This is a genomic window from Maricaulis sp. (genome assembly GCF_048270095.1).
Lineage (GTDB): Bacteria > Pseudomonadota > Alphaproteobacteria > Caulobacterales > Maricaulaceae > Maricaulis.
In genome coordinates this window covers 1-24,512 of record NZ_JBLWTL010000026.1, presented here as the reverse complement: position 1 = coordinate 24,512, position 24,512 = coordinate 1, and the positions used below count along the sequence as shown (strand labels likewise).

The window sequence follows — 24,512 nt, the reverse complement described above, 5'->3', positions numbered from 1 at the left end:
CCCTGGTCGCGCCGCTGAACGGCGCCAATCGACAATATCCAACTCAGGAAGATTCAGAACGGCTGGTTTCGCGTCGATAGGCTTCCACCAGCCGACGCACACCCTCAGAATCATCCCTGCCAATTTCCTCAACCAACCGGGCCCGAATCTCTTCGCGCCGGTCAGTCGCTTCATTTCTTTCCATATAGGCAGCCGCGAGCTTAATCCAAGCCTCACTGCGCTGTTCGCCGGAAGCGTCTGCCCCGCCAATTGCTGCCCTCATCGGTCCCCGTTCACCGTCCAACCGCCTGAGCTCCGCCGCAAAGCCCATTTCCGCAAGCTTCGCGCGTAGCCAATCCGATTGCACAGATTGTCCAGAAGAGCAGGCGTCTAGAACGGTGTCGCGTAGTAAGTCAAGCGAACCGAGAGTCAAATGCGCCAGGGTCTCGACCTGATCGGCGGCCAGTTCGGGCCATTCGATCACAGCCAGCAACAGCATTCGGGCATCGGCGGCCCCTGGCGAACCCTTGGCAGCGCGACGCAGTTCGGCGCTCGGCCCCAGCCGCGGCGCGCCCTTTTTGCCGCCGGGCACCCATGGCGCGCGATGCGGCGTGCTGCCGAACGCGGATTCCATCCGATTGTCGAATTCGCGCTTGTATTCGGCGCGGATATCCGGCTCGGCGATCTGGGCCAGCAGCGTGCGGATCCGGCGCCGGAAGCTGGCGCGGCGATCGGGGTCATCGAGGGGCTCAACGCCAACCTCGCGCTCCCACAACAGATCGGCGAGCGAGCGTGTCGACTTGAACACATCGCGCAGCGCCCCGGCGCCCTGTTCGCGCAGGATATCATCGGGGTCCTTGCCATCGGGCATGAAGGCAAAGCGCAGCGTATGACCCGCCTGCAAGAGCGGCAGGGCGCGATCGGCGGCCTTGAGCGCGGCAGCACGGCCCGCGCTATCGCCATCCAGACACATCACCGGTTCGCCACCGGCGCGCCAGAGCAATTGCAATTGCTCCTCCGTGATCGCCGTCCCGAGCGGCGCGACCCCCTGGCCCAGACCCGCGCGCGCCAAGGCGATCACGTCGAGATAGCCTTCGGCGACGATCAAACCGCGAATATCGGCCTTCGGATCGGCGGCGGCCTTGCGCGCTTCGGGGAAGCGATAGAGTACCGAGCCCTTGTGGAAGATCGGCGTCTCCGGCGAGTTGAGGTATTTCGCGCGGGCCTCGCTCGACAAGGCCCGGCCGCCAAAGGCCACCAGCCGGCCGCGCGGATCCTGGATCGGAAACATGATGCGGTGGCGGAAGCGGTCATAGGGCGACCCGCTGTCCGGCTCGATCAACAGCCCGCATTCGACCAGATCGCCAATCGGCGCGCCGGCCGTGACCAGTTCGTCCTTCAGCGCCGTCCGGCTTTCCGGCGCATAGCCAATACCAAAGCGGACACAATCCTCGCCCGAAAGCCCGCGCGATTTGAGATACCGACGCGCATCCTCGGCCGCTGGCGTGCGCAGGGCGCGCAGATAGAAGGCCTGGGCGGCCTCCATCCATTCCACCAGGGATTTACGGTGTTGGGTATTCTGTTGCGCCTGGGGGTCGGGCGCCGGCAGGCTCAGACCGGCCTCGCCGGCCAGCCGCTCGGCCGCCTCCATGAAGGACAGGCCTTCCATTTCTTCCAGCCAGGTGAAGACATCGCCATGCTTGCCCGAGGCAAAGCAGTGATAGAAGCGCTTCTCGTCATTGACGAAGAAGGAGGGCGAACGCTCCTTCTTGAACGGTGACAGGCCGACGAATTCGCGGCCCTGGCGCTTCAGCCCGACGGTGCGGCCGATCAGGTCCGACGGGCGCACGCGCGCCTTGATTTCGTCGATGAAGTCCTCGCCCAGACGCATTTTTGTTTGGCAATCCTCAAAGGCGCAGACCTGGCTGCGAACACTCGCCCGACGGGTCCGCGATCCAGGTTGGCATGGCCGTCAAATCCCGGGGCGTATGTTGCGCCGGATTCCGGAGCGCGTCACGCGGCAATCGCAAGCCGGGCTCTGCTCTGGCCTGCGCGATGACCGCGTCAGGCGGTGCCGGCAAGCAGGTCCTTGACCTTGGCGCCGGCCTTGCCGAAATCCATCCGCCCGGCATAGCGGGTTTTCAGCTCGCCCATACAGCGGCCCATATCCTTGAGGCCGGCGGCATCAAGTTCGGTGACGACATCGACTGCAGCGTCGGCGATTTCGGCCTCGTCCATCGGCGTCGGCAGATATTCGCGCACGATTTCCGCCTCGGCCCGCTCGGCCTCGGCGAGATCGAGCCGACCGGCCTTTTCATAGGTGTCAGCGCTTTCCTCGCGCTGCTTCACCAGTTTTTGCAGGATGGCGAGGATTTCGGTTTCTTCACAGCCGCAGCAACGATCTTCCGCGCGCGCAGCGATATCCCGGTCTTTGACCGCAGCAGCGATCAGCCGCAGCGTCGACAGGCGCGGTTTGTCCTGTGCTTTCAGGGCCGATTTCATATCGGCGGCGATTCGATCACGAAGGGACATCACTCAGGCTACCGTTTCTGGCGCTGCAAAGCGCCTAAAATGTCAATCTTTTGATTTTGCAGTGGAATTTCTCAGAGCGGTGGAGTTTGCGCGTCTGCTCAGGTCCATTGTCTTCCAGGCTCATCCATCGAGCCGATTCTTGCGGTGCGATCATACGCCCGTCTCAAGACCGGCGGAGATATGCTGTCTTCGCAGAAGAATCAAGGCTTATCGAAATCGGCGTTGCGGGATTGACCGCAAGGGCGTCTCTGACTACCTACGCGACCGTTTGGCCGCACCCGCCTCATGGCGCGTCTGACCCTTACGGCAAACCGGCTTCAGGAGCACAGCCATGTCCCAGATCTCGCAGCCTAATCCGACCGGAGCCCTAGCGCTCGCCGATGGCAGCGTCTTCGTGGGTCAGGGGTGTGGCGCCTCCGGCATCGCGATCGGCGAATTATGTTTCAACACCGCGATGACCGGACAGCAGGAAATCCTCTCCGATCCGTCCTATGCCGGCCAGATCGTCTGCTTCACCTTCCCGCATGTCGGCAATGTCGGTGCCAATAGCGAAGACGAGGAATCAGCCAGCACGCCGGCTCGCCACGCCGCGGTCGGCATGATCAGCCGCGCTCCGCTGACCCCGCCCGCCAATTATCGCGCCACTGAGAGCTTTGGCGAATGGTTGCGCACGCGCGGAATCATCTCCTTGACCGGCGTCGATACGCGCGCCCTGACCCGCCGCATCCGCGAGCACGGCATGCCGATGTGTGCCGTCGCCCATGACCCGGCGGGCCATATCGATATCGAAGCCCTGAAAGCCAGCGCCCGGGCCGCCGCAACAATGGAAGGCCGCGAACTCGCCGCCGCCGTCACCCGCGAAGCGCCGGGCGAGTGGGATGAGAGCGCCTGGAACTGGGATAGCGGTCACGGACAAGGTGCCACGACGGGCCCACGCGTTGTCGTGCTCGATTACGGCGTGAAGGCGAATATCCTTCGCCTGCTGGTGTCCGCCGGCGCCCGCGTCGCAGTCGTCCCGGGCAATACGCCTGCCGCCGATATCCTCAAACTCTCGCCGGACGGGATTGTCGTTTCCAATGGTCCGGGTGATCCGGCCGCGACCGGGGCCTATGCCCTGCCCACGCTGCGCACGCTGATCGACAGCAATATCCCGATCCTCGGCATCTGCCTCGGCCATCAAATGCTCGCCCTCGCCCTGGGTGGCCGCACCGTGAAAATGCCGCAAGGTCATCATGGCGCCAATCACCCGGTCAAGAATCACGAGACCGGCCAGGTCGAGATCGTGTCGATGAATCACGGCTTCGCCGTCGATGGCGCCAGCCTGCCCAAGGACGCTGTCGAGACCCATGTCTCGCTGTTCGACGGTTCCAATTGCGGCTTCCGTCTCACGGGCAAGCCGGTCCAGGCCGTGCAGCACCACCCGGAAGCCTCACCGGGCCCGCAGGACAGTTTCGGCGTGTTTGACCGCTTCGTCGGCTCACTGAAGGTCGGCGAACCGGCCTGACCCCCTTCCCTCGCGCCCAAATCACGGCAAGATGGCACGATGCTGAACCGTCGCGCCCTTCTTGCCGCCTCTGCCGCCACCGGACTGGCGGCCTGTGCGCGCACTGACACGCCGGCCGGCCTGTTGCGCGTGGCGATCGAGACCCTGCCCGACAGTCTCGACCCGGCGCTCGGCGAATTTGCTTCTGCAGCACTGGTCTACAAACAGATACACGCCGGACTGACCGACTATGCCGCCGATGGCTCGGTGGCGCCCGGTATCGCGACGCGCTGGCGCGTGGCACCGGACGGGTTGAGCTGGGTCTTCACCCTGCGCGAGAATGCACGCTGGTCGGACGGCCACCCGCTGACCGCCGATGATGTCGTCTGGTCCGCCCGGCGCCTGGTCGATCCGCAAGCCAGCTTTGCCAATCTGGGTGATTTCTTTGCCATCGCGAATGCCCGCGCCGTGCTGGCTGGCGAGATGCCACCGGAGGCAATGGGTTTTACCGCCCTGGACGACCACACCATCGAGGTCCGTCTCGACACGCCGCTCGGCCTGCTGCCGACCCTGATGCGCGAATTCTACCCTTTCCCGCGCCATGTCATCGAAGCGCATGGCCGCGACTGGGTGCGCCCGGAAAACATCGTCACCGCCGGCGCCTATACCGTCACGGCGGTCAGCCAGATGAGCCTCGATCTGGAGAAGAACCCGCATTATGCCGGCACCGCTGGCGTGAGCATCGAGCGCATCCGGATCGATGCCGTGCGCGATGCCGGCACCCGCACGCGGATGTTCCGGGCCGGCGAATATGATCTCGCCGAAAAGCCCCCGGGCAATCAGATCGGCTATTGGCGCGAACGCCTGGGCGCGCAATTTCGCAGTTTCGATGCCCCGATCCTGCGCTATCTCAAGGTCAATCACGCGCGCCCCGCATTGGTGGCACCCGCGACGCGCCAGGCGCTGTCCACCGCCATTGATCGTGATTTCATCGCCGCGAATTTCTTCGACAATACCGCCAGCGTCACGCATGGCATCATTCCGCCGACCGACGGGAGGATGGCCCCGGTCGATCAACACCCAACCACCGACCCGGCATTGCCCGACCGCGTCGAGATCCGAACCGTACCCGGTGTCAGCGAACAGATCGCGATCGCCATTGCCGATGACTGGAGCCGCATCGGCGTCGAGGCCGAGCTTCTGGTCAGCTATCCGACCGATCTCTACCAGGCCGTCGATAGCGGCGATTTCGACATTGCGGTCGCCAGTTTCAATCGCGGACTGAAATCCGATCCATTCTTCATGCTTGACCCGTTCGGGCCGGGCGGATTTGCCGCCAATTTCAACTGGGACAGCCCCGATTTCGCGGCCGCCATGGAAATGGCCCGACGCGAAAGCGATCCGGTCGTCCGCGCCATCGCCTATCGCGAAGCCGAACGCATCCTGCTCGCCGACCAGGCCGTCATCCCGCTGCTGCATGAGCGCGCCCACTGGCTGGTCAGCGAGCGCATCGCAGGCACACGATCCGATATTCAGCCGATGTTGTGGCGCGATCTGGAGTTACTCGATGTCTGATCTGGCCAGCGCATTGCGCACCCGTTGGGCCGCCCAGATGAAGCGACTGGGCTGGGCCGACGGTCAGGCGGCCATCGACGGTATCATCCTAGCCTATAGCGAACCACACCGACGCTATCATGGCCTTTCCCACCTCGCCTATATTTTCACGGCGCTCGACCGGCATGAAGCCAGCCTGACAGAACCCGCGCGATGCTGGATGGCGGCGTGGTATCACGACATCATCTACAATCCGCGGGCCAAGGATAATGAGGCGCAGAGCGCCGACCGTGCCGTCGCGGAATTGCCGGGACTTGGCGCCGATACGGCGCTGGTCGACCGCATCGCCGGCCTGATCCGAGCCACCGCCAACCATCAATCCGGTGGCAGCGATTTCGATGATGCACTCTTTCTCGATATCGACTTCTCGATCCTCGGCGCCCCGGACGCGATTTATGACGCGTATACGCGCGGGATCCGGGAAGAATATAGCTGGGCCCCTGGTCTGCTCTACCGGCAGGGCCGACGCGCCTTCCTCAAGCCCGCGCAAGCCGCTGCGCGCACCTTCCTCACTGACTTGTTCGAAGACAGGATTGGTGAGCAGGCGCGCGCGAATATGCGGCGCGAATTCCTGGCACTCGGCGGTAAATTGCGGTGCTGAGCGCTTGGCTCTCCGGGCCCGAAACCGCGCGATCTCCCACAACGCCGCCTTTGATCGACCACTGACGCGCTTCCTCCGTCAACGGATTACAGGAAAACTCGCATATAAAGTCTCGCCATGGGAGCGATTCCCGGTTAGGAACCCGCTTCAGCACTAAATCATTTTCGTCCGCCCGACGCTGCCACCCGCAGCGGCAGGCCGGACGCGCGCGCACGTGAGACTGGAACCCCATGCCCAAACGCACCGACATCAAATCCATCCTGATCATTGGCGCCGGCCCGATTGTCATCGGACAGGCCTGCGAGTTTGATTATTCCGGGGTGCAGGCGGTGAAGGCGTTGAAGGCCGAGGGCTACCGGGTGATCCTGGTCAATTCCAATCCGGCGACGATCATGACCGATCCGGAACTCGCCGACGCGACCTATATCGAGCCGATCACGCCGGAAATGGTCACCAAGGTGATCGAGATCGAACGTCCCGATGCGCTCCTGCCGACCATGGGCGGCCAGACGGCGCTCAATTGCGCCCTCGAGCTCGACCGGCGCGGCGTGCTGGAATTGTTCAAGGTCGAGATGATCGGCGCCAAGGCCGATGTCATCGACAAGGCGGAAAACCGCCAGCGCTTCCGCACCGCGATGGAGAAGATCGGCCTGGAAAGCCCGCGCTCGGCCGTCGTCCACACGATGGAAGAAGCCGAGGCCGCGATGATCGAGATCGGCCTGCCGACCATTATCCGCCCCTCCTTCACGCTCGGCGGCACCGGTGGCGGCATCGCCTATAATGTCGAGGAATTCCGCCTGATCTGCCAGAGCGGGCTCGATGCCTCGCCGGTCGATGAAATCCTGGTCGAGGAAAGCATTGTCGGCTGGAAAGAGTTCGAAATGGAGGTCGTCCGCGACAAGGCAGATAATTGCATCATCATCTGCTCGATCGAGAATATCGACCCGATGGGCGTCCATACCGGCGATTCCATCACCGTCGCCCCGGCCATGACGCTGACCGACAAGGAATACCAGATCATGCGCTCGGCCTCGATTGCCGTGCTGCGCGAGATCGGCGTCGAAACCGGCGGGTCCAATGTCCAGTTCGCGGTCAATCCGGCTGACGGGCGCATGGTCGTGATCGAGATGAATCCGCGCGTCTCGCGCTCCTCGGCCCTGGCCTCAAAGGCGACCGGCTTCCCGATCGCCAAGGTCGCCGCCAAACTGGCGGTCGGCTATACGCTCGATGAAATCGACAATGACATCACCAAGGGCGCGACCCCGGCCAGTTTCGAGCCGACGATCGATTATGTCGTCACCAAGATCCCGCGCTTTGCCTTCGAGAAATATCCCGGCGCCGAAGCCACACTCTCGACCTCGATGAAATCGGTCGGCGAAGCGATGGCCATTGGCCGCACCTTCCAGGAAAGCATGCAAAAAGCCCTGCGTTCGCTGGAAACCGGCCTGTCAGGCTTTGACGATATGGTCCTGCCCGGCGTCGAAGAAGCCGTTGACGAGACGGCCCGCAAACAGGCTGTCCGTGCGGCGTTGGCGATTGCCAGCCCGGACCGGCTTCTGGTCATCGCCCAGGCCTTCCGCGAAGGGCTGACGCTCGAGGAAATCCGTGCGGCCTCGCTTTACGAGCCCTGGTTCCTGCGCCAGATCGAGGAAATCGTCCTGGTCGAGGGCGATATCTCGACGCTCGGCCTGCCCACCGAGGCCAGCGCCTTCCGTGCCCTCAAGGCGATGGGCTTTTCCGATGCACGCCTGGCGCAATTGACCAAACAGGATGAAACCGCCGTGCGCCGCGCCCGCCGCGCCCTCGGTGTGCGTCCCGTCTTCAAGCGCGTCGACACCTGCGCCGCCGAATTCGCCTCGCCAACGCCCTATATGTATTCCTGCTACGAGACACCGGCCTTTGATGGCAGCGTCGAGTGCGAGTCCGAACCGACGGGCCGCCAGAAGGCGATCATCCTTGGTGGCGGACCCAACCGCATCGGCCAGGGCATCGAGTTCGATTATTGCTGCTGCCACGCCGCCTTTGCCTTCGCCGACATGGACATCGAATCCATTATGGTGAATTGCAATCCCGAAACCGTCTCGACCGATTACGACACGGCCGACCGGCTGTATTTCGAACCGCTGACGATCGAGGACACGCTTGAACTGATCGAGACCGAGCGCTCGAACGGCACCCTGCTCGGCGTCGTCGTCCAGTATGGCGGCCAGACCCCGCTCAAGCTGGCCAGCGAACTGGAAGCGGAAGGCGTGCCGATCCTGGGCACCGCGCCCGATGCGATCGACCTGGCCGAAGACCGCGAGCGCTTCAAGGAATTGCTCAACCAGCTCGACCTGCGCCAGCCGCCCAATGTGATCGTCCATTCCGAGGACGAGGCGCGCGCCGCGGCGGACGAGCTCGGCTTCCCGCTCGTGCTGCGCCCCTCCTATGTGCTCGGTGGCCGCGCCATGGAAATCATCCGCGAGACCGACAGTCTCGAGCGCTATCTGCGCGACGCCGTCAATGTCTCGGGCAAATCCCCGCTCCTGCTCGACCGCTACCTCACCGACGCCGACGAGGTTGATGTCGATGCGATCTGTGATGGCGAGACGGTCTGGGTTGCCGGGGTGATGCAGCATATCGAGGAAGCCGGCGTCCATTCCGGCGACAGCGCCTGCTCGCTGCCGCCCTATTCACTGTCAGCTGAGATGATTGCCGAGCTCAAGCGCCAGACCGTCGCGATGGCGATGGCGATTGGCGTCAAGGGGCTGATGAATGTCCAGTTCGCGGTCAAGGACGGCGATATCTTCGTACTCGAAGTCAATCCGCGGGCCTCGCGTACTGTGCCCTTCGTCGCCAAGGCGATCGGCCAGCCCGTCGCCAAGCTGGCCGCCAAGGTCATGGCCGGCGCCCGCCTGGCCGATTTCAAGCTGAAGGATCCGGCACCGAAACATGTCTCCGTCAAGGAAGCCGTGATGCCGTTTGCCCGCTTCCCCGGCGTCGATCCGGTGCTCGGGCCTGAAATGCGCTCGACCGGCGAGGTGATGGGCATCGACACCACATTCGAGGCCGCCTTTGCCAAGGCCGAACTCGGCGCCGGCATTCACCTGCCGCGCAAGGGTGGCGTCTTCATCTCGCTGCGTGAAGGTGACAAGGCCGCGATGATCGAACCGGCTCGCGTTCTGGCAATGCTCGGCTTCACAATTCTCGCAACCGGCGGGACGGCCAAGACATTTTCCGATGCCGGCGTGCCGGTCACCCGGGTCAATAAAGTGTTCGAGGGGCGCCCGCATATCGTCGATCTGATGAAGAATGGCGAAGTCCAGCTGATTTTCAACACCACTGAAGGCCGTCAATCACATCTTGACAGTTATTCCATTCGACGGACCGCGCTGGAGATGAAAATCCCTTGCTATACAACGGCTTCGGCGGCACGGGCGGCGATCATGTCGATGCGGCGCATTGAGGAAGGCGCGCTGGAACCGCGTGCTCTGCAGACCTACTCTTGATGGTATGCAGCTCTGGCGCTAGCCTGTTCTGATTTCCCGTAGTTAAGTGGTCGCATGAACAAGATCCCTATGACCGTCGGAGGGCAAAAAGCCCTCGACGAAGAACTGAGACGTCTCAAAAGTGAAGAACGCCCGGCGGTGATCGCGGCGATCTCCGAGGCACGTGAGCACGGCGATCTCTCCGAGAACGCCGAATATCATGCCGCCAAGGAACGCCAGGGCTATATCGAGGGCCGCGTGCAGGAGCTTGAGGACAAGCTGGCCCGCGCGCAGGTGATCGATGTCACCAAGATGGGCGGCTCCACCGTCAAATTCGGCGCCACGGTCACCGTGCTCGACGAGGACACTGAAGAGCAGGCGACCTATCAGATCGTTGGCGAAGACGAAGCCGATGTGCATGCGGGCAAGATCTCGATCTCCTCGCCAATCGCGCGCTCGATGATCAACAAGGAAGTCGGCGATGTCGCCGAGGTCAATGCGCCCGGCGGGCTGAAATCCTATGAGATCATGAAAGTCGAGTGGGGCTGAGCCTCGCGCAGATAAGTCTTCTGACGAAACACGGCCGGGGCGACGCTCCGGCCGTTTTCGTTTGCGCGCTCAACAGCTCAGTCGAGGCCCGGGATCAGTCCGGTCGGATCGACCGGGACACCGTCATGACGCAGTTCGAGATGAACATGGGGCCCGGTCGCATTACCGCTGGTGCCGATTTGGCCGATTGTCTCGCCGCCCCGAACGCGCTCGCCGGGCTCGACCATGGCCTCGGAGAGATGCGCGTAGAGCGATGTCCAGCCTTCGCCATGGTCAATCGCAACCAGCAGACCCCAGCGCGTTGAGCCATGATAGCCCCAGCCGGAAAACACCACTTCGCCATCACCGGCCGCCATCACTGGCGTGCCATAGGGCGCTGCCAGGTCGATACCGCCATGGCGCCCGACCCGCCCGCCACTGCGCTGGCGGGCATCGCCGAAGGCGCTGTAGACGACGGCATCAGCGACCGGCGCATTGAAGCGGGCGCGATTTGACGGCACCGAGGCGCAAGCCACCAGAACAAGCGCCAGCAGGGCTGCGAGCAGGAAGGCGCTGGCAAACACCCGCCAGACCCGCACCCGGATGCGCACATCGTCGGCGCCAGGCACGCGTTCCGAATAGGCCAGAATGATTTGTTTCGGCAAAGTCATGGACGCCAGTATGACGGTAATTTGTGTCCAGATGGTGCCTGCAGGCCGCGACTGTGGTCAAACGAAAATGGCCGGAGCAATGCTCCGGCCGGGTTGATCGGAGGCTGCGAGCGGCAATGGTGCTCAATCGAGCCCGGCCAGATAGCCGGCGGGATCGACCCGCTCGCCATTGAAGTGGAGTTCGACATGCACGTGCGGCCCCGTCGCCGCACCGGTCGAACCGACCGCACCGATCCGCTGGCTTGGCGCCAGTGACTGACCCGGTGTGACGCCAATCGTTTCGAGATGGGCATAGACCGTCGACCAGCCATCGCCATGATCGATCTCGACCGTATTGCCCCAGCGCTCCGAGCCTTGATAGCCCATTTGCGCATGGACCACCGTGCCGGCGCCGGGCGCAGAAATCAGGGTCCCGGCCGGCGCCGCAATATCGGTGCCGCCATGGAAGACCGGCGAGCCCGCTGGCCGGGCCGGGCGGGGACCATAAGCGCTGGTAACGCGGCCGGGCACGATCGCGCCGGGCAGATCCGGCGCGTTGGCTGGTTGCGGTGCGGCAGCGGGAGCCGCTGGCGGGATGGGGGCCTGGGCCGGCGATGACACATTCTGCCAGGCGACGGCCTCCGGTCCGACCGGCGCTGCGATCACCGCCGCAGAGGTGGAGGCCTCAACATTCATGCCCGATTGTTGAAGGTGCGCCAGCGTCAGAGACTGGTTCTGCCCGTCATCCGGCGCAGACGGGTACTCGGCGTTGGCGCCAGAGAGCGCCGCCTCAAAGCCCTCTCCCTGGCCATGGGCATGGGCGAGCAAGCGGGTTTCAGCGGACGGAGCAATCTGTTCGACCGGTGCGCTGACGGCGCGGCGCGGCGTCAGTGTTGTCTGGGCATAGGCCACAGGAACGGCAAGGACCAACACGGCGCCGGCCGCAAGAAACGAGTGTCTGACGGCCTGGCCGCCTGAGAGGATGGATTTGATACGCATTTCCCGTTGTCTCCTGTTGTGAGGACCGAAGGCAGAGACCGGCTGGGCCGAGCTCCGCATGGATTCGATCAGTGTTGCTGCGTAGGCCTTGCACTGGCTGCGTCCGAGCGCATCGATGGCATCGCTGTCGCAGGCAATTTCGCGGGCGGCGTCGAGTTCGCGTTCGATCTGGCGCAGCGGCCAGTTGAACCAGAGCACGATCGTGAGCGCCGAGCCGAGCAGGCGATCGCGCTCATCGCCGCGGCGCAGATGGCAGAGCTCGTGCACCAGGGCATGGCGGGCCAGGTCCGGCGTCTGCAACAGCCGTTCCGGGGCAATAATCACCCCGCGCCAGCCCGTCAGGAAGGGTGAGGCGGCGCGGTCGCAAAGGCGCAATTCCGGCGCTGGCAGATCCAGTTTCCCGGCCTCGCGCTCCAGCAGGCCCCGCTCGGACGCGTCGGCGAGCCGGCTGTGCACCAGCAGACGGCGCCGGTGATAATGGCGGCGTAATGCCAGTAGCAGCGAGGCGATCAGGCCGATGGCGTAGACAGCGGCCAGCAGGATTGCCGGCGATGGCAGGGCCAGGGCTGTGGGCGCGGCAAGCAGCGTGTCGCGCACCGGCGTCGCGGCGGGCAGGTCCAATGCCGTTTCATTGATAAATTCGAGCGCCGGCAGGGGCGGCAGGCTTTGCGGGACTGCAAACAAGACCGGTGCCAGCAGAAGCGGAAATACCGCGACCAGACGGGCGCTGCGCCACAAGGCGGGGGATGATTGGCCGGCGCGGGCCTGCAGGGCCAGTCCGGCAAGCCAGGCCAGCCCGGCCGCAGGCAGGGTCAGCGCGGCCCCGAGCAGGAGCGCTGTCAGCAAACCGGTCATGCCCCGTCCTCCCTCAATTCAGTCTCCGGCCCTTCTGTCTCCGGTCCGTCTGTCTCAAGCAGCCGCGTCAGAGCCGCCGCCTCGTCTTCGGAGAAGAGACGGCTATTGGCGAAAGCGGTCGCGGGAAGCGGGCCGTCGAGATCGAGAACATTGGCGGCGAAATCGCGGATCATCTGCCCCATCAGCGCGACCTTGCCGACCCGCGCCTTGAACACGGACAGGCCGTGCACATCGGCGCGCTCGACCAGGCCTTTCTCGGTCATGCGTGAAATCAATGTGCGGGTGGTCGAATAGGACCAACCGGTTTCGCGCTCGATTCCGGTCTGGACTTCGCGCGCACTCTGCGGCCCGGCGGCCCACAAATGCTTCAGGATTGCCAGTTCGGCCGGAGTTGGGGCGGATTGCGTCATGCGTGTCTCCCGTCACAGCTGCGCTACACTTGTAACTCATGTGACATCTGTAGCACACCTCTGTCAAGGGGCTTGCCGCGCTTGACCGGAGCCGGGCCGCGCCGTTTAACTCCCAGCATGTCGCAAACCCAGGTCCCGCCCCCTCCCCTGATCTGCTGGGTCGTCTCTGACGGCCGGCGCGGGATCGAGAATCAGGCGCTGGGCCTGGCCGAAGCCGTGCAGGCGCGACTGGCCTTGGCCGGTGTCGGGATGCGGATCGGGCGCGCCACCGCCCACAAGGATGGATCAGTCGCCCTGCCCGATTGCGGTCCTCCGGATCTGTGGATTGGCTGTGGCCGGGCCGCGATCAAGCTGGCCGGCCGGCATCGTCGCAGCTTCCCGCGCTGTTTCTTCACCTATGTCCAGGATCCGCGCACCCGCTATCAGGATTTTGACCTGATCCTTGCGCCCGCCCATGACCGGCTGGTCCGGCCCAATGCGCTGGCCATGATCGGCTCGCCCAACCGGATATCGACGGCTTTGCTGGACGCGGGGCGGGCGGAATTTGCGGCCCGGATCGAGGCTTTGACGCCGCCGCGCGTGGCGGTTCTGATCGGCGGCGATTCGAAGCGCTTTCGCCTGACACCGCGCATTGCCGATTATCTGGTTGGCCGACTCGAGGGATTGCTGGCGGACAATGTCAGCCTGATGATCACGGTATCACGGCGAACGCCCAAAGCCCTGAGCGACCGGTTGAGCCAGGCTTTTGCCGGACATCCGCGCGTCTGGCTGTTTGATGGCGAGGGCGAGAACCCGTATTTCGCCTTTCTCGCGGCATCCGACTGGATCTTTGTCACCGAGGAATCGACCAATATGCTGGTCGAGGCCAGCGCCACGGGCAAACCCGTCTACGCCCTGCCGATGGACGGTTCGGCCGGCAAGTTCACGCGTCTGCACGCCGCACTGGAGGCGCATGGTGCCATGCGGCCCTGGCTCGGCAGGCTGGAGACATGGTCCTATACGCCCCTGGCGGAAACGCACCGTGCTGCCGGCTTGCTGATCGATCGCTGGCGGCCGCCCATGCCGTCTCACCTTGCGGGCGAAGACGCCGCATGACCAATTTCCTTGTATCCTTCCTGTCCCTGTTCGGAGTCGCCATGTCGGAACCCAACTCAGATTCAATCGTCAGTCGCCATGGCGACGTCTGGCTGGCCAGCCAGCCCAGCGAAGCCGATCTCGACGCCTGGGCGGCGGCCGGTGTTGGACTGGTGGTCAACTCGCGCACGCCGGAGGAGACCGCATCCCTGCCCTTCGACATGCGTGCCGCCGCCGAAAGCCGGGGCATGCGCTATGCCGAACTGCCGATCGGCGGCGCTTCCGGTGCCAGTCCCGCCCTCACTGGCGAGCTGGCCCGCCTGCTCGCAGCGTCCGAAGGACCGGTGGTCCTGCATTGCCGGTCCGGCACGCGCTCGGCGCATCTCTATGCGGCCTATCTGGTCACCGGGGACCGGGCGCTTTCGACACCGTTCGACACCATGAACTGGCCCGGTGGCCGCGATATGGGCATGGTACGCGCCCTGACGCCGCCGCCGGTCGAGTGATCGCGCTGCGAAACGGGGCAGCAAGACCGGCGCGAGCCACTATATAGAGCGCAACACGAAATGCGGCGGCCACGGCCGCGCCTGCCAGATTGAGGAATTCCCATGTCCGAGACGCGCCATTCGCGCCTGATCATCATCGGTTCCGGTGCTGCCGGCTATACCGCCGCCATCTATGCCGCCCGCGCCATGCTCGAGCCGGTGCTGATTTCCGGCCTGCAGCCGGGTGGCCAGCTGACCATCACCACCGATGTCGAGAATTATCCCGGCTTTGCCGACGTCATCCAGGGCCCCTGGCTGATGGAGCAGATGCGCGACCAGGCCGAGAAGATGGGGACTGAAATCCTCTCCGACATCATCACCGACGTCGATCTGAAGGCCCGCCCCTTCGTGCTCGAAGGCGATAGCGGCACGATCTACACCGCCGACGCCGTGATTATCGCGACCGGCGCCCAGGCCAAATGGCTCGGGCTCGAAAGCGAACAGAAATTCCAGGGCTTCGGCGTCTCAGCCTGTGCCACCTGCGATGGCTTCTTCTATCGCGGCAAGGAAATCGTCGTTGTGGGTGGCGGCAATACAGCGGTCGAGGAAGCGCTCTTCCTGACCAATTTCGCCTCCAAGGTGACGCTGGTCCATCGCCGCGACAGCCTGCGCGCCGAGAAGATCATGCAGGACCGCCTGTTCAAACATCCCAAGGTCGAAATCGTCTGGGACAGCGAAGTCGTCGAAGTGCTCGGCGAGATGGACCCGCCCGGCGTGACCGGCGTGCGGATCCGCAATCTCAAGACCGATGCGGTCAGCGATATCCCGGCGCATGGCTTTTTCGTTGCCATTGGCCATGCCCCCGCGACCGAGCTCTTCCTGGAGCAGCTGGAAACCAAGCATGGCGGCTATCTCGTCACCGAGCCCGGCACACCGAAAACCTCGATCCCGGGCGTGTTTGCGGCCGGCGATGTCACCGACGACATCTATCGCCAGGCCGTCACGGCGGCGGGGATGGGCTGTATGGCGGCGCTGGAGGCGGAGCGCTATCTGGCCAGTCTCGAATAGGCCGGGCCGTTCGCTATCCGAATCTGTCCAAATAGATATTAGAAATCTGGCGTGCTTGCTGTTAGGAGACTGACTGATTTTCACGACCGGTTGGGGTTATTCCGTCATGCTGCGCATTCTATCCTGTGTTTTTATCCCGATCCTCCTGATCGGCGCAGCCTCGGCACAGACCGATGCGACCCCGGCCAGCCTCGAGCGCTTCCAGGCTTATGACCCTGAATCGACACAGGTTATTAACTTCGAGGCCTGGTCCGAGATTCTCAATGACATCGTCTTGCGTGTCCCCGCCTCGCGCCGCCAAGCGGCCCGCGGCCGCCCGCAACAGACCGGCACAGCCATCTATCGGGGCAATACATCGCGCTACCGCTATGAGGGCAACCGGGTCATCTATCACCTGATCGATGACGGCTATGAAGGGGCGATCCGCGACTTCCGCATCGCCATGGAAGACCTGCCCAACCGGATCGATTTCGCCAGCCTGAACAGCGACCAGCAGCTGGCCTATTGGTTCAACCTCCACAATGCCGCCCTCATTGAACAAGTGATGGGCCGATACCCCGAGAGCCGCATCAATCGCACCCGCGCCCTGGGAAGCAGCGAGTCGGTGTTCGAAGCGAAAATCCTCAATGTCGCCGGCGTCCCCTTGAGCCTCGACGATATCCGCCTGCGCATTGTCTATTCGCAGTGGGACGACCCGCGCGTGATTTATGGCTTCCACAATGGGTCGATCGGTGGACCCAATATCCGCCGGGAGGCCTTCCGCGGCACCCAGGTCTGGAGTCAGCTGGACAGCAATGCGACGGATTTCGTCAATTCGCTGCGCGGTGTTGAACTCAGCGACAATGATTTGCGCGTCTCACAGATTTACGATGAAGCACGCCCGCTCTTCCCCGATTTCGAAACCGATCTCCACGCCCACCTGACCCGTTTCGCCAATGACAATACCGCCCGCCAGCTGGAGGGTAATCGCCCGATCGCGACCGATGTCGTCGAGTGGCATATTGCGGACATGACCAATGGCGTGATCGGTTGCACCGGCAGCGGCAGCCCGCTCGAAATCAGCGGCACGTCCAATCCCAATGTCGTCAATCTCTCCTCGATGAATTGCAATATCGTGCCGCAGACCGGCCTGGTCCTGCTGCAATATGTGTTCGAAGAGCGCCTGCGTCTGATCCGGGAAAATGCGCTTGGCACGGTCAACACGGTCGATATCGAAACACCCAGCGAGCAGCCGATCATCAATATGACGCCGAGCTTTGGTGGCAATCGCGAAGAGACCCCCGAAGGCTGAACCGGGGGGCGTTCACGCGCCGCGCACTCCCCGAAGCGCAGGTTGAGCTTTCACCCGGCCCGGTCCTGCCTGTAGGGTAGGGCAATGATGGACCGCCGGGAGGATGCCGCGCATGGACTGGGACAAGTTGAAGACCTTTCATGCGGCCGCCCAGGCCGGGTCCCTGACCAAGGCGGCCGAAATGCTGGGCCTGTCGCAATCCGCGGTCAGCCGTCAGATCGCGGCGCTTGAGGAAGACCTCGGCGCCGCCCTCTTCCACCGCCATGCGCGCGGCCTGATCCGGACCGAGCCGGGCAATCTCCTGTTCGAGGCCGCCAAGGAAATTGCCGCCAAGGCCGCGATTGCCGAGGCGCGAGTGCAGGATGCGCGCGACGAGCCTTGCGGCGAACTGAAAGTGACGGCGCCAATGGCGCTCGGGGCGATCTGGCTGGCGCCGCGCTTGGCCGGCTTCCATGACCAATACCCGCAAATCCGCATTCGCCTGATGCTCGATGATCACGAGCTGGATCTGGCCGGGCTTGAGGCCGAGGTCGGGATCCGCCCCTGGCCCTCAACCCAGAACGACCTGGTCCAGCGCAAACTGCTCAGCGTGCACCAGCACCTCTATGCCAGCGCCGCCTACCTCAAGAAGCACCCGGCACCCGCCACGGCCGCCGACCTGGATGCGCACTCCATCATCCATTACGGGCCTCCCCAGCTCGCCCCCATCCCCGGTCTGGACTGGGCCGCCAAGGTCGGCCGGGCCGAAGGGCAGGCCCCGCGACCTGCCGTGGTCGAGGTCAATACGATTCACGGGGTGATGAAATCGATCGAAGCGGGCATGGGTATCGGTGCCCTGCCGGACTATGTCGCGCGGGAAAACAGCGAGCTACACCAGGTATTGCCGGATCTTCGTGGTCCCGATTTCGAGGTCTATTTCGTCTATCCTAGCGAATTGCGCGGTTCGCGGCGCATCGTCGCCTTCCGCGACTTCCTGATCGAGCAGTCGCGCCGCTGGGAAAGCTGAAGCCTTGCTAGACCCGGCCACGCGCCAGCAAGGCATCAAGGCGGGCGATGACATGGCGTGAGGATGCTTCCATCCTGTCAACAGCGGCTTCGGCACCGTCCCGGTCACCTGCGGCGAACAGTCGAGCGGCCAGCTTGCCCTGTTGATGCACTTCGGCATGCGGCGCGCTCAAGGCGACAAATTCAGGATGGGAGCGGATTGCCTCCTCATCGACCTGATCATACCATTTTCCCAGTCGGCAGGAGTGCTCATCAACCAGCTCTGCCTCGCACAGCTGATTACGGCCGACGAGCATTTCCGAAAGCCGCTTCTTCCAGAGGAAATGGTCCGACTTGGCCCGGTGCAGGACATAGTCCTCGATCTCGCGCCGGTCGCACTGTGAGAAGGACACCTCGACCAGGGCTTCGGTTGAGCCGATCGATTCGATGACGAGTTCGGCTCGCTCGCGCGCCCGGTTGGATCCGCCAGCGATTGCGAGCACACCCTTGGACAATTCACCGGTTGCCTGTGATTGTTCATTCATCAGGCGGGCAATTTCCCCGACCACACCGGCGCCCTCATTGACAAGGTCGACACCGCTGCCGACCCCGGCGTGAGCGCGCTCCGACGCTTCGATTCCGTTCTGGACCGATGCCATTGAATCATTCACCGCTGTGATGATCGCGCTGACTTCATGTTGCAGGTTCTCGATCCGGTCGCGAATATCACCGGTCGCCGTCTCGGTCTGTCCGGACAGGGCCTTGACCTCATCGGCCACGATCGAAAAGCCGCGCCCCGCCTCGCCGGCGCGTGCCGCCTCGATGGTCGCGTTCAGGGCGAGCAGATTGGTCTGACCCGCAATTTTGGAAATCGTATCAACAATCTGGGTGATCTGGCCGGACGCCGCCTCCAGCGCATCAACGCGCGCCGTAATACTGTGATAGGCGCGCTCAATCTCACGCATCTGGGTCGCCGAACGAGCGACATCGTCCAGACCCGATCCGGTCGCCGTCACGCAATCGCGCAATTTGTCGGCTGCCGTGCCCGCATATTCGGAGATTTGCTGGATCGAGGCATCAAGCTGCTCGATCGCCGCCGACATACCCTGGCTCTGCGTATCCACTTGCCGAATCTCACCCGTGACACGCGCTGCCGCAGCCATCGCCTCGCTGGCATTCATCGACAGTGCGACCGCATTCGACAGGACCGAAGAATCCCGAGCCGCCAGTTCTGCTGCCAGCCGGATCACCGCGGCCGCCAATTCATCAGGCAAGGCCGGCATTTCCATGCGACGCCCCTCGGCAAGGGCCAGCAAGGCCGCCGCCAGATCGTCGCTCCAGGACACCGGGGCGGGGTCTTGCGATGACGATGCCAATACGGAGGTGTCGGCGCCACTGCGCGCCCCGGCACCGGACAGGATTTTGAACATGGGTTTCACGGCCTCTGATATCTACCATCATCTTGGATTCTCGAAGTTAATGATTGCTTGTCCAACTGGTCCCGGAGCACTATCCAGCCATCAAACTTCTGCATGGATTTGCCAGAACAGCACTTCATTTTTGCATGACCAATATGCCGGATCGCGTCTGGTGCTGCACTGCAACATGGCGCATATAGCACTCACAGACGCGGTGGCGACACCGCCTCCTTCCCTCCAATGGGATTCGCATACCCCTCCTCCCCGTGAGGTATGCAAATTGCGCCGGACCCTCCCCTCCCCCCGGGTCCGGCGCCCTCATTTCTGGCTTCCCCGAGCCCAGACACGAAACTGCCCCGGCCAATCTGGCCGGGGCATCTTTGTATTCAGCGCTGCGATCGGGTGCGATCAGCCCAGTGTGGACCGCAGCATCCAGGCATATTTCTCGTGTGTCGTCAGGCGCGGGCTGAGCACGTCGGCCGTGGCGTCGTCACCATGCTCGGCCGCCAGTTCCAGCGCCTTGCGGATCGTGGCGACAACCGCCTCGTGGCCGCGCAGCAGATCGGCGATCATCACATCGGCCTTCTGGGCCTTGCCCTCGGAATTCACCGTCGCGGCCGCAGCCATGGCGGCATAGGAGGCCGGCGCCTTGAAATCGAGCGCCCGGACGCGTTCGGCGATGTCATCGGTCGCCAGCCAGAGCTCGTTATACTGCTGCTCGAACAGGAGATGCAGGTCGTGGAAACGCGGTCCGGTGACGTTCCAGTGGTAGACATGTGTCTTGAAATACAACGCATACGTATCGGCCAGGACGGCCGTAACGGCGTTGGCCATGGCCGTGCGTTGATCGTCTGTAAGGCCCATATTGATGCTCATGATCTATCTCCTCTTGTCACCTGCGGCGGGGGCCGCTGTGTCTGTAATCAACATGCCTGACCCCGCCTCATTATTCCAATCAGGAAACATTGGCGGAGCGATAGATTTTTTCTATTTCGCTACCAGCGCCGCACAGAAGCGCTTGATCCGTACCCCGGCTTCCTTGAGCAGATCATCGGAGGTCGCGTAGGAAATCCGGAAACCCGGCTCGAGCCCGAAAGCGATGCCGGGCACCACCGCGACAGCCTCGGCATCCAGCAGGGCCGAACAGAAATCATTGTCGTTTTCGATCACTGTGCCATTGGGTGCCGTCTTGCCGATCACGCCGGCGCAATCGGCGAAGACGTAGAACGCCCCTTCCGGCGTCGGCGCGACCAGCCCCTCGCACTGATTGACCCAGTCGAGCACAAGATCGCGGCGCCGCAGGAAAGCGGCATTGCGCGCCTCCAGGAAGCTGTGATCACCATTGAGTGCGGCCACTGCCGCCCACTGGCTGATCGAGCATGGATTGGACGTGGTCTGCGAGATCACCTTGCGCATGCCATTGATCAACTCCACCGGCCCGGCGGCATAGCCAATTCGCCATCCGGTCATCGAATAGGCCTTGGAGACGCCATTCATCGTCAGGGTACGATCATAGAGCCGCGGCTCGACTTCGGCGATGGTTGCGAATTTAAAATCGCCATAGACGATGTGCTCATACATATCGTCGGTCATGATCCAGACCTGGGGATGCTTGAGCAGGACATCGGCCAGCGCGCGCAAATCCTCGGCGCTATAGCCCATCCCGGTCGGATTGGACGGCGAGTTGAGGATCAGCCAGCGCGTTTTTGGCGTGATCGCAGCGGCCAGTTCGTCAGCGGTGATCTTGTAGCCATTGCCGATATCCGTCTTGACGCAGACCGCCTCGCCGCCCAGCAGCCGCACGACTTCCGGATATGTCACCCAATACGGGGCCGGGATGATGACTTCATCGCCGGGATTGAGGCTGGCGGCAAAGGCGTTGAAGATCACCGGCTTGCCGCCCGGCGCGACATGCACCTGGGCTGCGGTGTATTCGAGTGAGTTGTCCCGGCGAAATTTCCTGATGATCGCGGTCTTCAATTCCGCGATCCCGTCCACCGCGGTGTATTTGGTTTCGCCGCGGCGGATCGCGTCGATCGCCGCCTCCTTGATATGATCGGGCGTATCGAAATCCGGCTCACCCGCGCCAAGCGAAATGACATCAATCCCCTTGGCCTTCAGGTCGCGCGCCTTCTGCGTGACGGCCAGGGTCGCAGACGGTTTCACGCGCTTCAGCGCGTCGGAGGGCTGGAATGTCATCGCGGATGTCCTGAATCGAATGATTGATGTTGCGCAAGCCTAATCCCGCTCTGTGCAAGCGCCAATCCCCGCATCAGCGGCAAATGCGCAAAACCGGCCTGCATGGTCCGATCACGGGGAAAACGGCCCGGTCGCGCACCGGCGGACAGGGCCTGAAATACCCCCGGGTTTTACCGGTTTGGCGCACGCAAGCCGGCGCTTACCTCGGGCATCGCGCCGCGTCGAGACCTGTCCCACCTGGCTAACATTGTATTTTGTTTGACACATCCCGAGGATTTGGCTTGTCTGACGCAGCGGCTTTGCTGTGGTGGAACAGTATAGCCGAAGGGGAGGATTGCATGCGTTTCTGGATATTCCTGGCGGTCGTATGGATTACGTTCGGTGCAACAGGCTTTGCACAGAACCGGTCAATCCAGAGCGCATTGCCCGACAATCTCGATGTCGAAGCCCTGCGTATCGGCCCGTCAATGGCGACACTCTCAGCGCCGCAACTGGGCGCCGAAATTCGCCGCTCGCCGCTCTTCATTGCCGAGCTGGATTCCGCCGCCTTGCTGGCGGGCGGACCGGTGGCGATCGAGCTGGGCCCCGGCGTCGAGCTTGACCTGCAACAATATATCGCCGCCAGCCGCCTCACCAATCTGCCCGTTCTTGCCGTCGCAACGGCCGAACCCACCCTGCTCAATCTCGCTGGCCCGGTCTCGGTGACGGAAGAGATTTTCGTCATGACCGACCGCATCATCGTGTCGCGTGAGGCGGTGATACCGGTCTCGGCGGAGACCTGTGGCTACAGCCCCCGCCGCGCCCGGCCCAATGGGCGCCCGGGCATGGCCGGTGCGATTCGCGCCGAACTGGGCGTTGTCACGGCAGCGCGCGCCGAGCTTTGCCTCCTGCCTGGCGAGCGGTCACTGGAAGATCTTGCGGCCAGCGCCGGCGGACAACCCGTGCTTATCGACCCGTCGGAACGCCTGACGCCGCGTCTGGAGCGACGCTCACGGATAATTGCCCCCAATACCCGCCTGATGCTGCCGCCAAGCCAGGCCGATATCCGCGCCGAGGCCGACGACATCCGCACGGAACTGGCCGGTCAGAGCCCGAACGCGCAATTCCGCCGCGGCTTTACCATTGCCGAGGCCCTGGCGCTCGGCGACGAAGACCTGATCGGCCTGGATGCCAATGGTGATGAACGCGTCATCACCCGGGTCAGCATTATTCCCCTGGCCGACCGCACCACGACTAGCATTCCGGATGTGCGGCCCATTGACGGCACTGCGCTGACGCGCGGCTTCGAGCTCGACCAGCCCATCGGGCGTCAGATCGGCGATCTGCCTGCCGCGCTCGCCCCCTATGTGACACGCCGGGGTTCGCTGCGCAGCACACCGGATTTCCAGCCCCGTCTACCGGGAAATCTGATGCAGCGGCCCGACGCGCCCCTTGCACGCCTGGAACGCGCGGGACGCGCGCAGCAGGTCCTGCCCGGTGTGAATGAATCAGGGCGCAGCCTGACCGCGAACCTGCCGAATAACAGGGTCATACAGCGCCTGCCCGGCGCGGAGCCGAGCACCCCGCCCGAGGCGCGCCTCCAGCGGATCAGCCAGTCCAGCGACTATTATTTCATCACCGGCTTCACGCTGACCGACCAGATCGAGGAGCGTTTCAAGCACACCTTCAATCGCCGCAAGAATTACTATGTCGCCTTCGAATATCATATTGGCTATCGCGCCGGGCTGCGCTTTCCCTTCCGGGTCGCGGTCGAGAGCGAGGCCTTCTTCCGGGAAGATCCGCAAACCCGCGTCTGGAATGCGTCCAACTTCCAGTTCAACGTCAATGCGGAAGCGCGCCAGGATACCCGCACCGGCGGCTCGATCTATCGGGCCGCGGGCATGCCGGAATCCATGATCTTCGATGATCGCGAATTCACCTTCGGGGTCTGGGCCGGCTGCCAGCTGCAAATGCGGGTGCCGGTCATCAAGACCGTTCGCATCAATTGCCCCTCGGTCAGTGTGCCGCGCACGGGCACCTGTCCGAACTGGGCCTGTGCCGATTTCGTGCCGCCCGTGGGTGTGCGTCAGCGCATTGCCGCGCCGCGACTGCCCGCCGACGTGACCGGCTTGCAGATCAATGCGTGGATCGCGCGCGCCGGGATCGAACCGGGCGTGAATATCTACGCCGCCGATGGCCAGTTCTCACTGCGCGCGCACGCAGAGGATGGCCGCTTCACACTCCCTGGCGAGGATCCGTCATACATCAGCACCTGTACCTCGGTGCTTCGCAGCGATATGCGGGTCTCCAATGAATTGCTGAACTCGGGCGATTGCCGGCTGGTTTTTGATCGCCCCTATACCGCCGACCGCCCGATGTCCTTGCGGCTCGATCTGGGTGAACGCGGCAGCAGCCGCTTTCCCGGCGTGATCCTGTCGGACCCCGAATATCGCTTCACAATGGAATTCGTGCCGGTTCTGGAATTGTTTGCCGTCATCGACCTGGCCTTCACCAGCTGGCGCTTCGATCATGACATCGAGATTTCCGGCCTCACCATCCGCCAGGATATGCGTTTCGGTCATCATGCCGAAACACGTGAGACGGGCGATATCGGGCTGTGCGGGCCGTCCGACACCACGTCACCGGGCTGCAGCCGCGCGGCCGGCTATACATTCCGCCCGATCCAGATCGACAATGGCGGCCCGGGCTAGCGGTGTCCCCTTTAGCCCAACAGCGTCTGGAATAAACGGGGACTCGGACCGTTTTTCACTCAAGGCTCACTGCGCAGACGTGCCGGCAGGCGGGTCTGAAAATGGGTACGTGTTGTCTAATCGCGGCCCTTTCTGTCAAGCTCCGAGTTACTCCGTTTTGTCTGTCACCGCCGGTATCACGGTTG

Annotated in this window: 19 protein-coding genes; 11 read left to right on the top strand and 8 right to left on the bottom strand. The window is 63.4% G+C overall.

Features of this window, described 5'->3' with window-relative positions:
- Positions 1–43 precede the first annotated feature (43 nt).
- Together dnaG and ACN0YJ_RS12645 are read right to left on the bottom strand one after the other, a co-directional pair.
- Positions 44–1,870, bottom strand: coding sequence for a DNA primase (dnaG, locus tag ACN0YJ_RS12650; protein WP_417478197.1), 1,827 nt, complete (start codon positions 1,868–1,870; stop codon positions 44–46).
- Positions 1,871–2,043: 173 nt separating this feature from the next.
- Positions 2,044–2,511, bottom strand: coding sequence for a GatB/YqeY domain-containing protein (locus ACN0YJ_RS12645; RefSeq protein WP_417496404.1), 468 nt, complete (start codon positions 2,509–2,511; stop codon positions 2,044–2,046).
- 331 nt (positions 2,512–2,842) lie between these two features.
- Between ACN0YJ_RS12645 and carA the strand changes: the two genes are divergently transcribed.
- The 5 genes from carA to greA all read left to right on the top strand — a co-directional run bounded on the left by carA (position 2,843) and on the right by greA (position 10,225).
- Positions 2,843–4,015, top strand: a complete 1,173-nt coding sequence (gene carA, locus ACN0YJ_RS12640) for a glutamine-hydrolyzing carbamoyl-phosphate synthase small subunit (protein WP_417478195.1) — start codon at positions 2,843–2,845, stop codon at positions 4,013–4,015.
- A gap of 39 nt (positions 4,016–4,054) precedes the next feature.
- The gene (locus tag ACN0YJ_RS12635) at positions 4,055–5,569 is read left to right on the top strand and encodes a peptide ABC transporter substrate-binding protein (RefSeq protein ID WP_417496403.1); all 1,515 of its coding nucleotides are present in this window, start codon (positions 4,055–4,057) and stop codon (positions 5,567–5,569) included.
- A complete protein-coding gene (locus ACN0YJ_RS12630) occupies positions 5,562–6,209 on the top strand; it encodes an N-methyl-D-aspartate receptor NMDAR2C subunit (protein WP_417496402.1) in 648 nt (215 codons plus the stop codon). Before ACN0YJ_RS12635 ends, ACN0YJ_RS12630 begins: the two co-directional genes overlap by 8 nt.
- Before the next feature lie 230 nt (positions 6,210–6,439).
- Positions 6,440–9,697 carry a carbamoyl-phosphate synthase large subunit gene (gene carB / locus ACN0YJ_RS12625; protein ID WP_417496401.1) on the top strand — a complete coding sequence of 1,086 codons (3,258 nt, stop codon included), beginning with the start codon at positions 6,440–6,442 and terminating at the stop codon, positions 9,695–9,697.
- A gap of 54 nt (positions 9,698–9,751) precedes the next feature.
- The gene (gene greA, locus ACN0YJ_RS12620; protein ID WP_091769330.1) at positions 9,752–10,225 is read left to right on the top strand and encodes a transcription elongation factor GreA; all 474 of its coding nucleotides are present in this window, start codon (positions 9,752–9,754) and stop codon (positions 10,223–10,225) included.
- 77 nt (positions 10,226–10,302) lie between these two features.
- Here the strand turns inward: greA and ACN0YJ_RS12615 are convergent, their stop codons facing one another.
- The 3 genes from ACN0YJ_RS12615 to ACN0YJ_RS12605 all read right to left on the bottom strand — a co-directional run bounded on the left by ACN0YJ_RS12615 (position 10,303) and on the right by ACN0YJ_RS12605 (position 13,118).
- Positions 10,303–10,875: a murein hydrolase activator EnvC family protein gene (locus ACN0YJ_RS12615; RefSeq protein ID WP_417496400.1), complete on the bottom strand. Its 573-nt coding sequence runs from the start codon at positions 10,873–10,875 to the stop codon at positions 10,303–10,305.
- 123 nt (positions 10,876–10,998) lie between these two features.
- Entirely contained in the window at positions 10,999–12,708 is a 1,710-nt protein-coding gene (locus tag ACN0YJ_RS12610) for a peptidoglycan DD-metalloendopeptidase family protein (protein WP_417496399.1), read from the bottom strand.
- A complete protein-coding gene (locus ACN0YJ_RS12605; protein ID WP_417496398.1) occupies positions 12,705–13,118 on the bottom strand; it encodes a BlaI/MecI/CopY family transcriptional regulator in 414 nt (137 codons plus the stop codon). The genes ACN0YJ_RS12610 and ACN0YJ_RS12605 overlap by 4 nt, the downstream gene beginning before the upstream one ends.
- A gap of 117 nt (positions 13,119–13,235) precedes the next feature.
- Between ACN0YJ_RS12605 and ACN0YJ_RS12600 the strand changes: the two genes are divergently transcribed.
- The 5 genes from ACN0YJ_RS12600 to ACN0YJ_RS12580 all read left to right on the top strand — a co-directional run bounded on the left by ACN0YJ_RS12600 (position 13,236) and on the right by ACN0YJ_RS12580 (position 18,042).
- Positions 13,236–14,213 (top strand): mitochondrial fission ELM1 family protein, encoded by a 978-nt coding sequence (locus tag ACN0YJ_RS12600; protein WP_417496397.1) that lies wholly within the window; start codon positions 13,236–13,238, stop codon positions 14,211–14,213.
- A complete protein-coding gene (locus ACN0YJ_RS12595) occupies positions 14,210–14,698 on the top strand; it encodes a beta-lactamase hydrolase domain-containing protein (protein ID WP_417496396.1) in 489 nt (162 codons plus the stop codon). The genes ACN0YJ_RS12600 and ACN0YJ_RS12595 overlap by 4 nt, the downstream gene beginning before the upstream one ends.
- 102 nt (positions 14,699–14,800) lie before the next feature.
- Positions 14,801–15,745 (top strand): thioredoxin-disulfide reductase, encoded by a 945-nt coding sequence (gene trxB / locus ACN0YJ_RS12590; RefSeq protein ID WP_417478187.1) that lies wholly within the window; start codon positions 14,801–14,803, stop codon positions 15,743–15,745.
- 106 nt (positions 15,746–15,851) lie between these two features.
- Complete coding sequence (locus tag ACN0YJ_RS12585) at positions 15,852–17,036, top strand: DUF547 domain-containing protein (protein WP_417496395.1); 1,185 nt, start codon at positions 15,852–15,854, stop codon at positions 17,034–17,036.
- Between the two features lie 112 nt (positions 17,037–17,148).
- Positions 17,149–18,042 carry a LysR family transcriptional regulator gene (locus tag ACN0YJ_RS12580; protein ID WP_417490080.1) on the top strand — a complete coding sequence of 298 codons (894 nt, stop codon included), beginning with the start codon at positions 17,149–17,151 and terminating at the stop codon, positions 18,040–18,042.
- A 7-nt stretch (positions 18,043–18,049) separates the two neighbouring features.
- Here the strand turns inward: ACN0YJ_RS12580 and ACN0YJ_RS12575 are convergent, their stop codons facing one another.
- The 3 genes from ACN0YJ_RS12575 to ACN0YJ_RS12565 all read right to left on the bottom strand — a co-directional run bounded on the left by ACN0YJ_RS12575 (position 18,050) and on the right by ACN0YJ_RS12565 (position 21,637).
- Entirely contained in the window at positions 18,050–19,450 is a 1,401-nt protein-coding gene (locus ACN0YJ_RS12575) for a methyl-accepting chemotaxis protein (protein WP_417478202.1), read from the bottom strand.
- A 396-nt stretch (positions 19,451–19,846) separates the two neighbouring features.
- A complete protein-coding gene (locus ACN0YJ_RS12570) occupies positions 19,847–20,314 on the bottom strand; it encodes a Dps family protein (protein WP_143024082.1) in 468 nt (155 codons plus the stop codon).
- 111 nt (positions 20,315–20,425) lie between these two features.
- On the bottom strand, positions 20,426–21,637 hold the full coding sequence (locus tag ACN0YJ_RS12565) for a pyridoxal phosphate-dependent aminotransferase (RefSeq protein WP_417496394.1): 1,212 nt from the start codon (positions 21,635–21,637) through the stop codon (positions 20,426–20,428).
- A gap of 338 nt (positions 21,638–21,975) precedes the next feature.
- Here ACN0YJ_RS12565 and ACN0YJ_RS12560 point away from each other — a divergent pair, with 338 nt between their 5' ends.
- Positions 21,976–24,327, top strand: coding sequence for a hypothetical protein (locus ACN0YJ_RS12560; RefSeq protein WP_417496393.1), 2,352 nt, complete (start codon positions 21,976–21,978; stop codon positions 24,325–24,327).
- Positions 24,328–24,512: the final 185 nt, after the last annotated feature.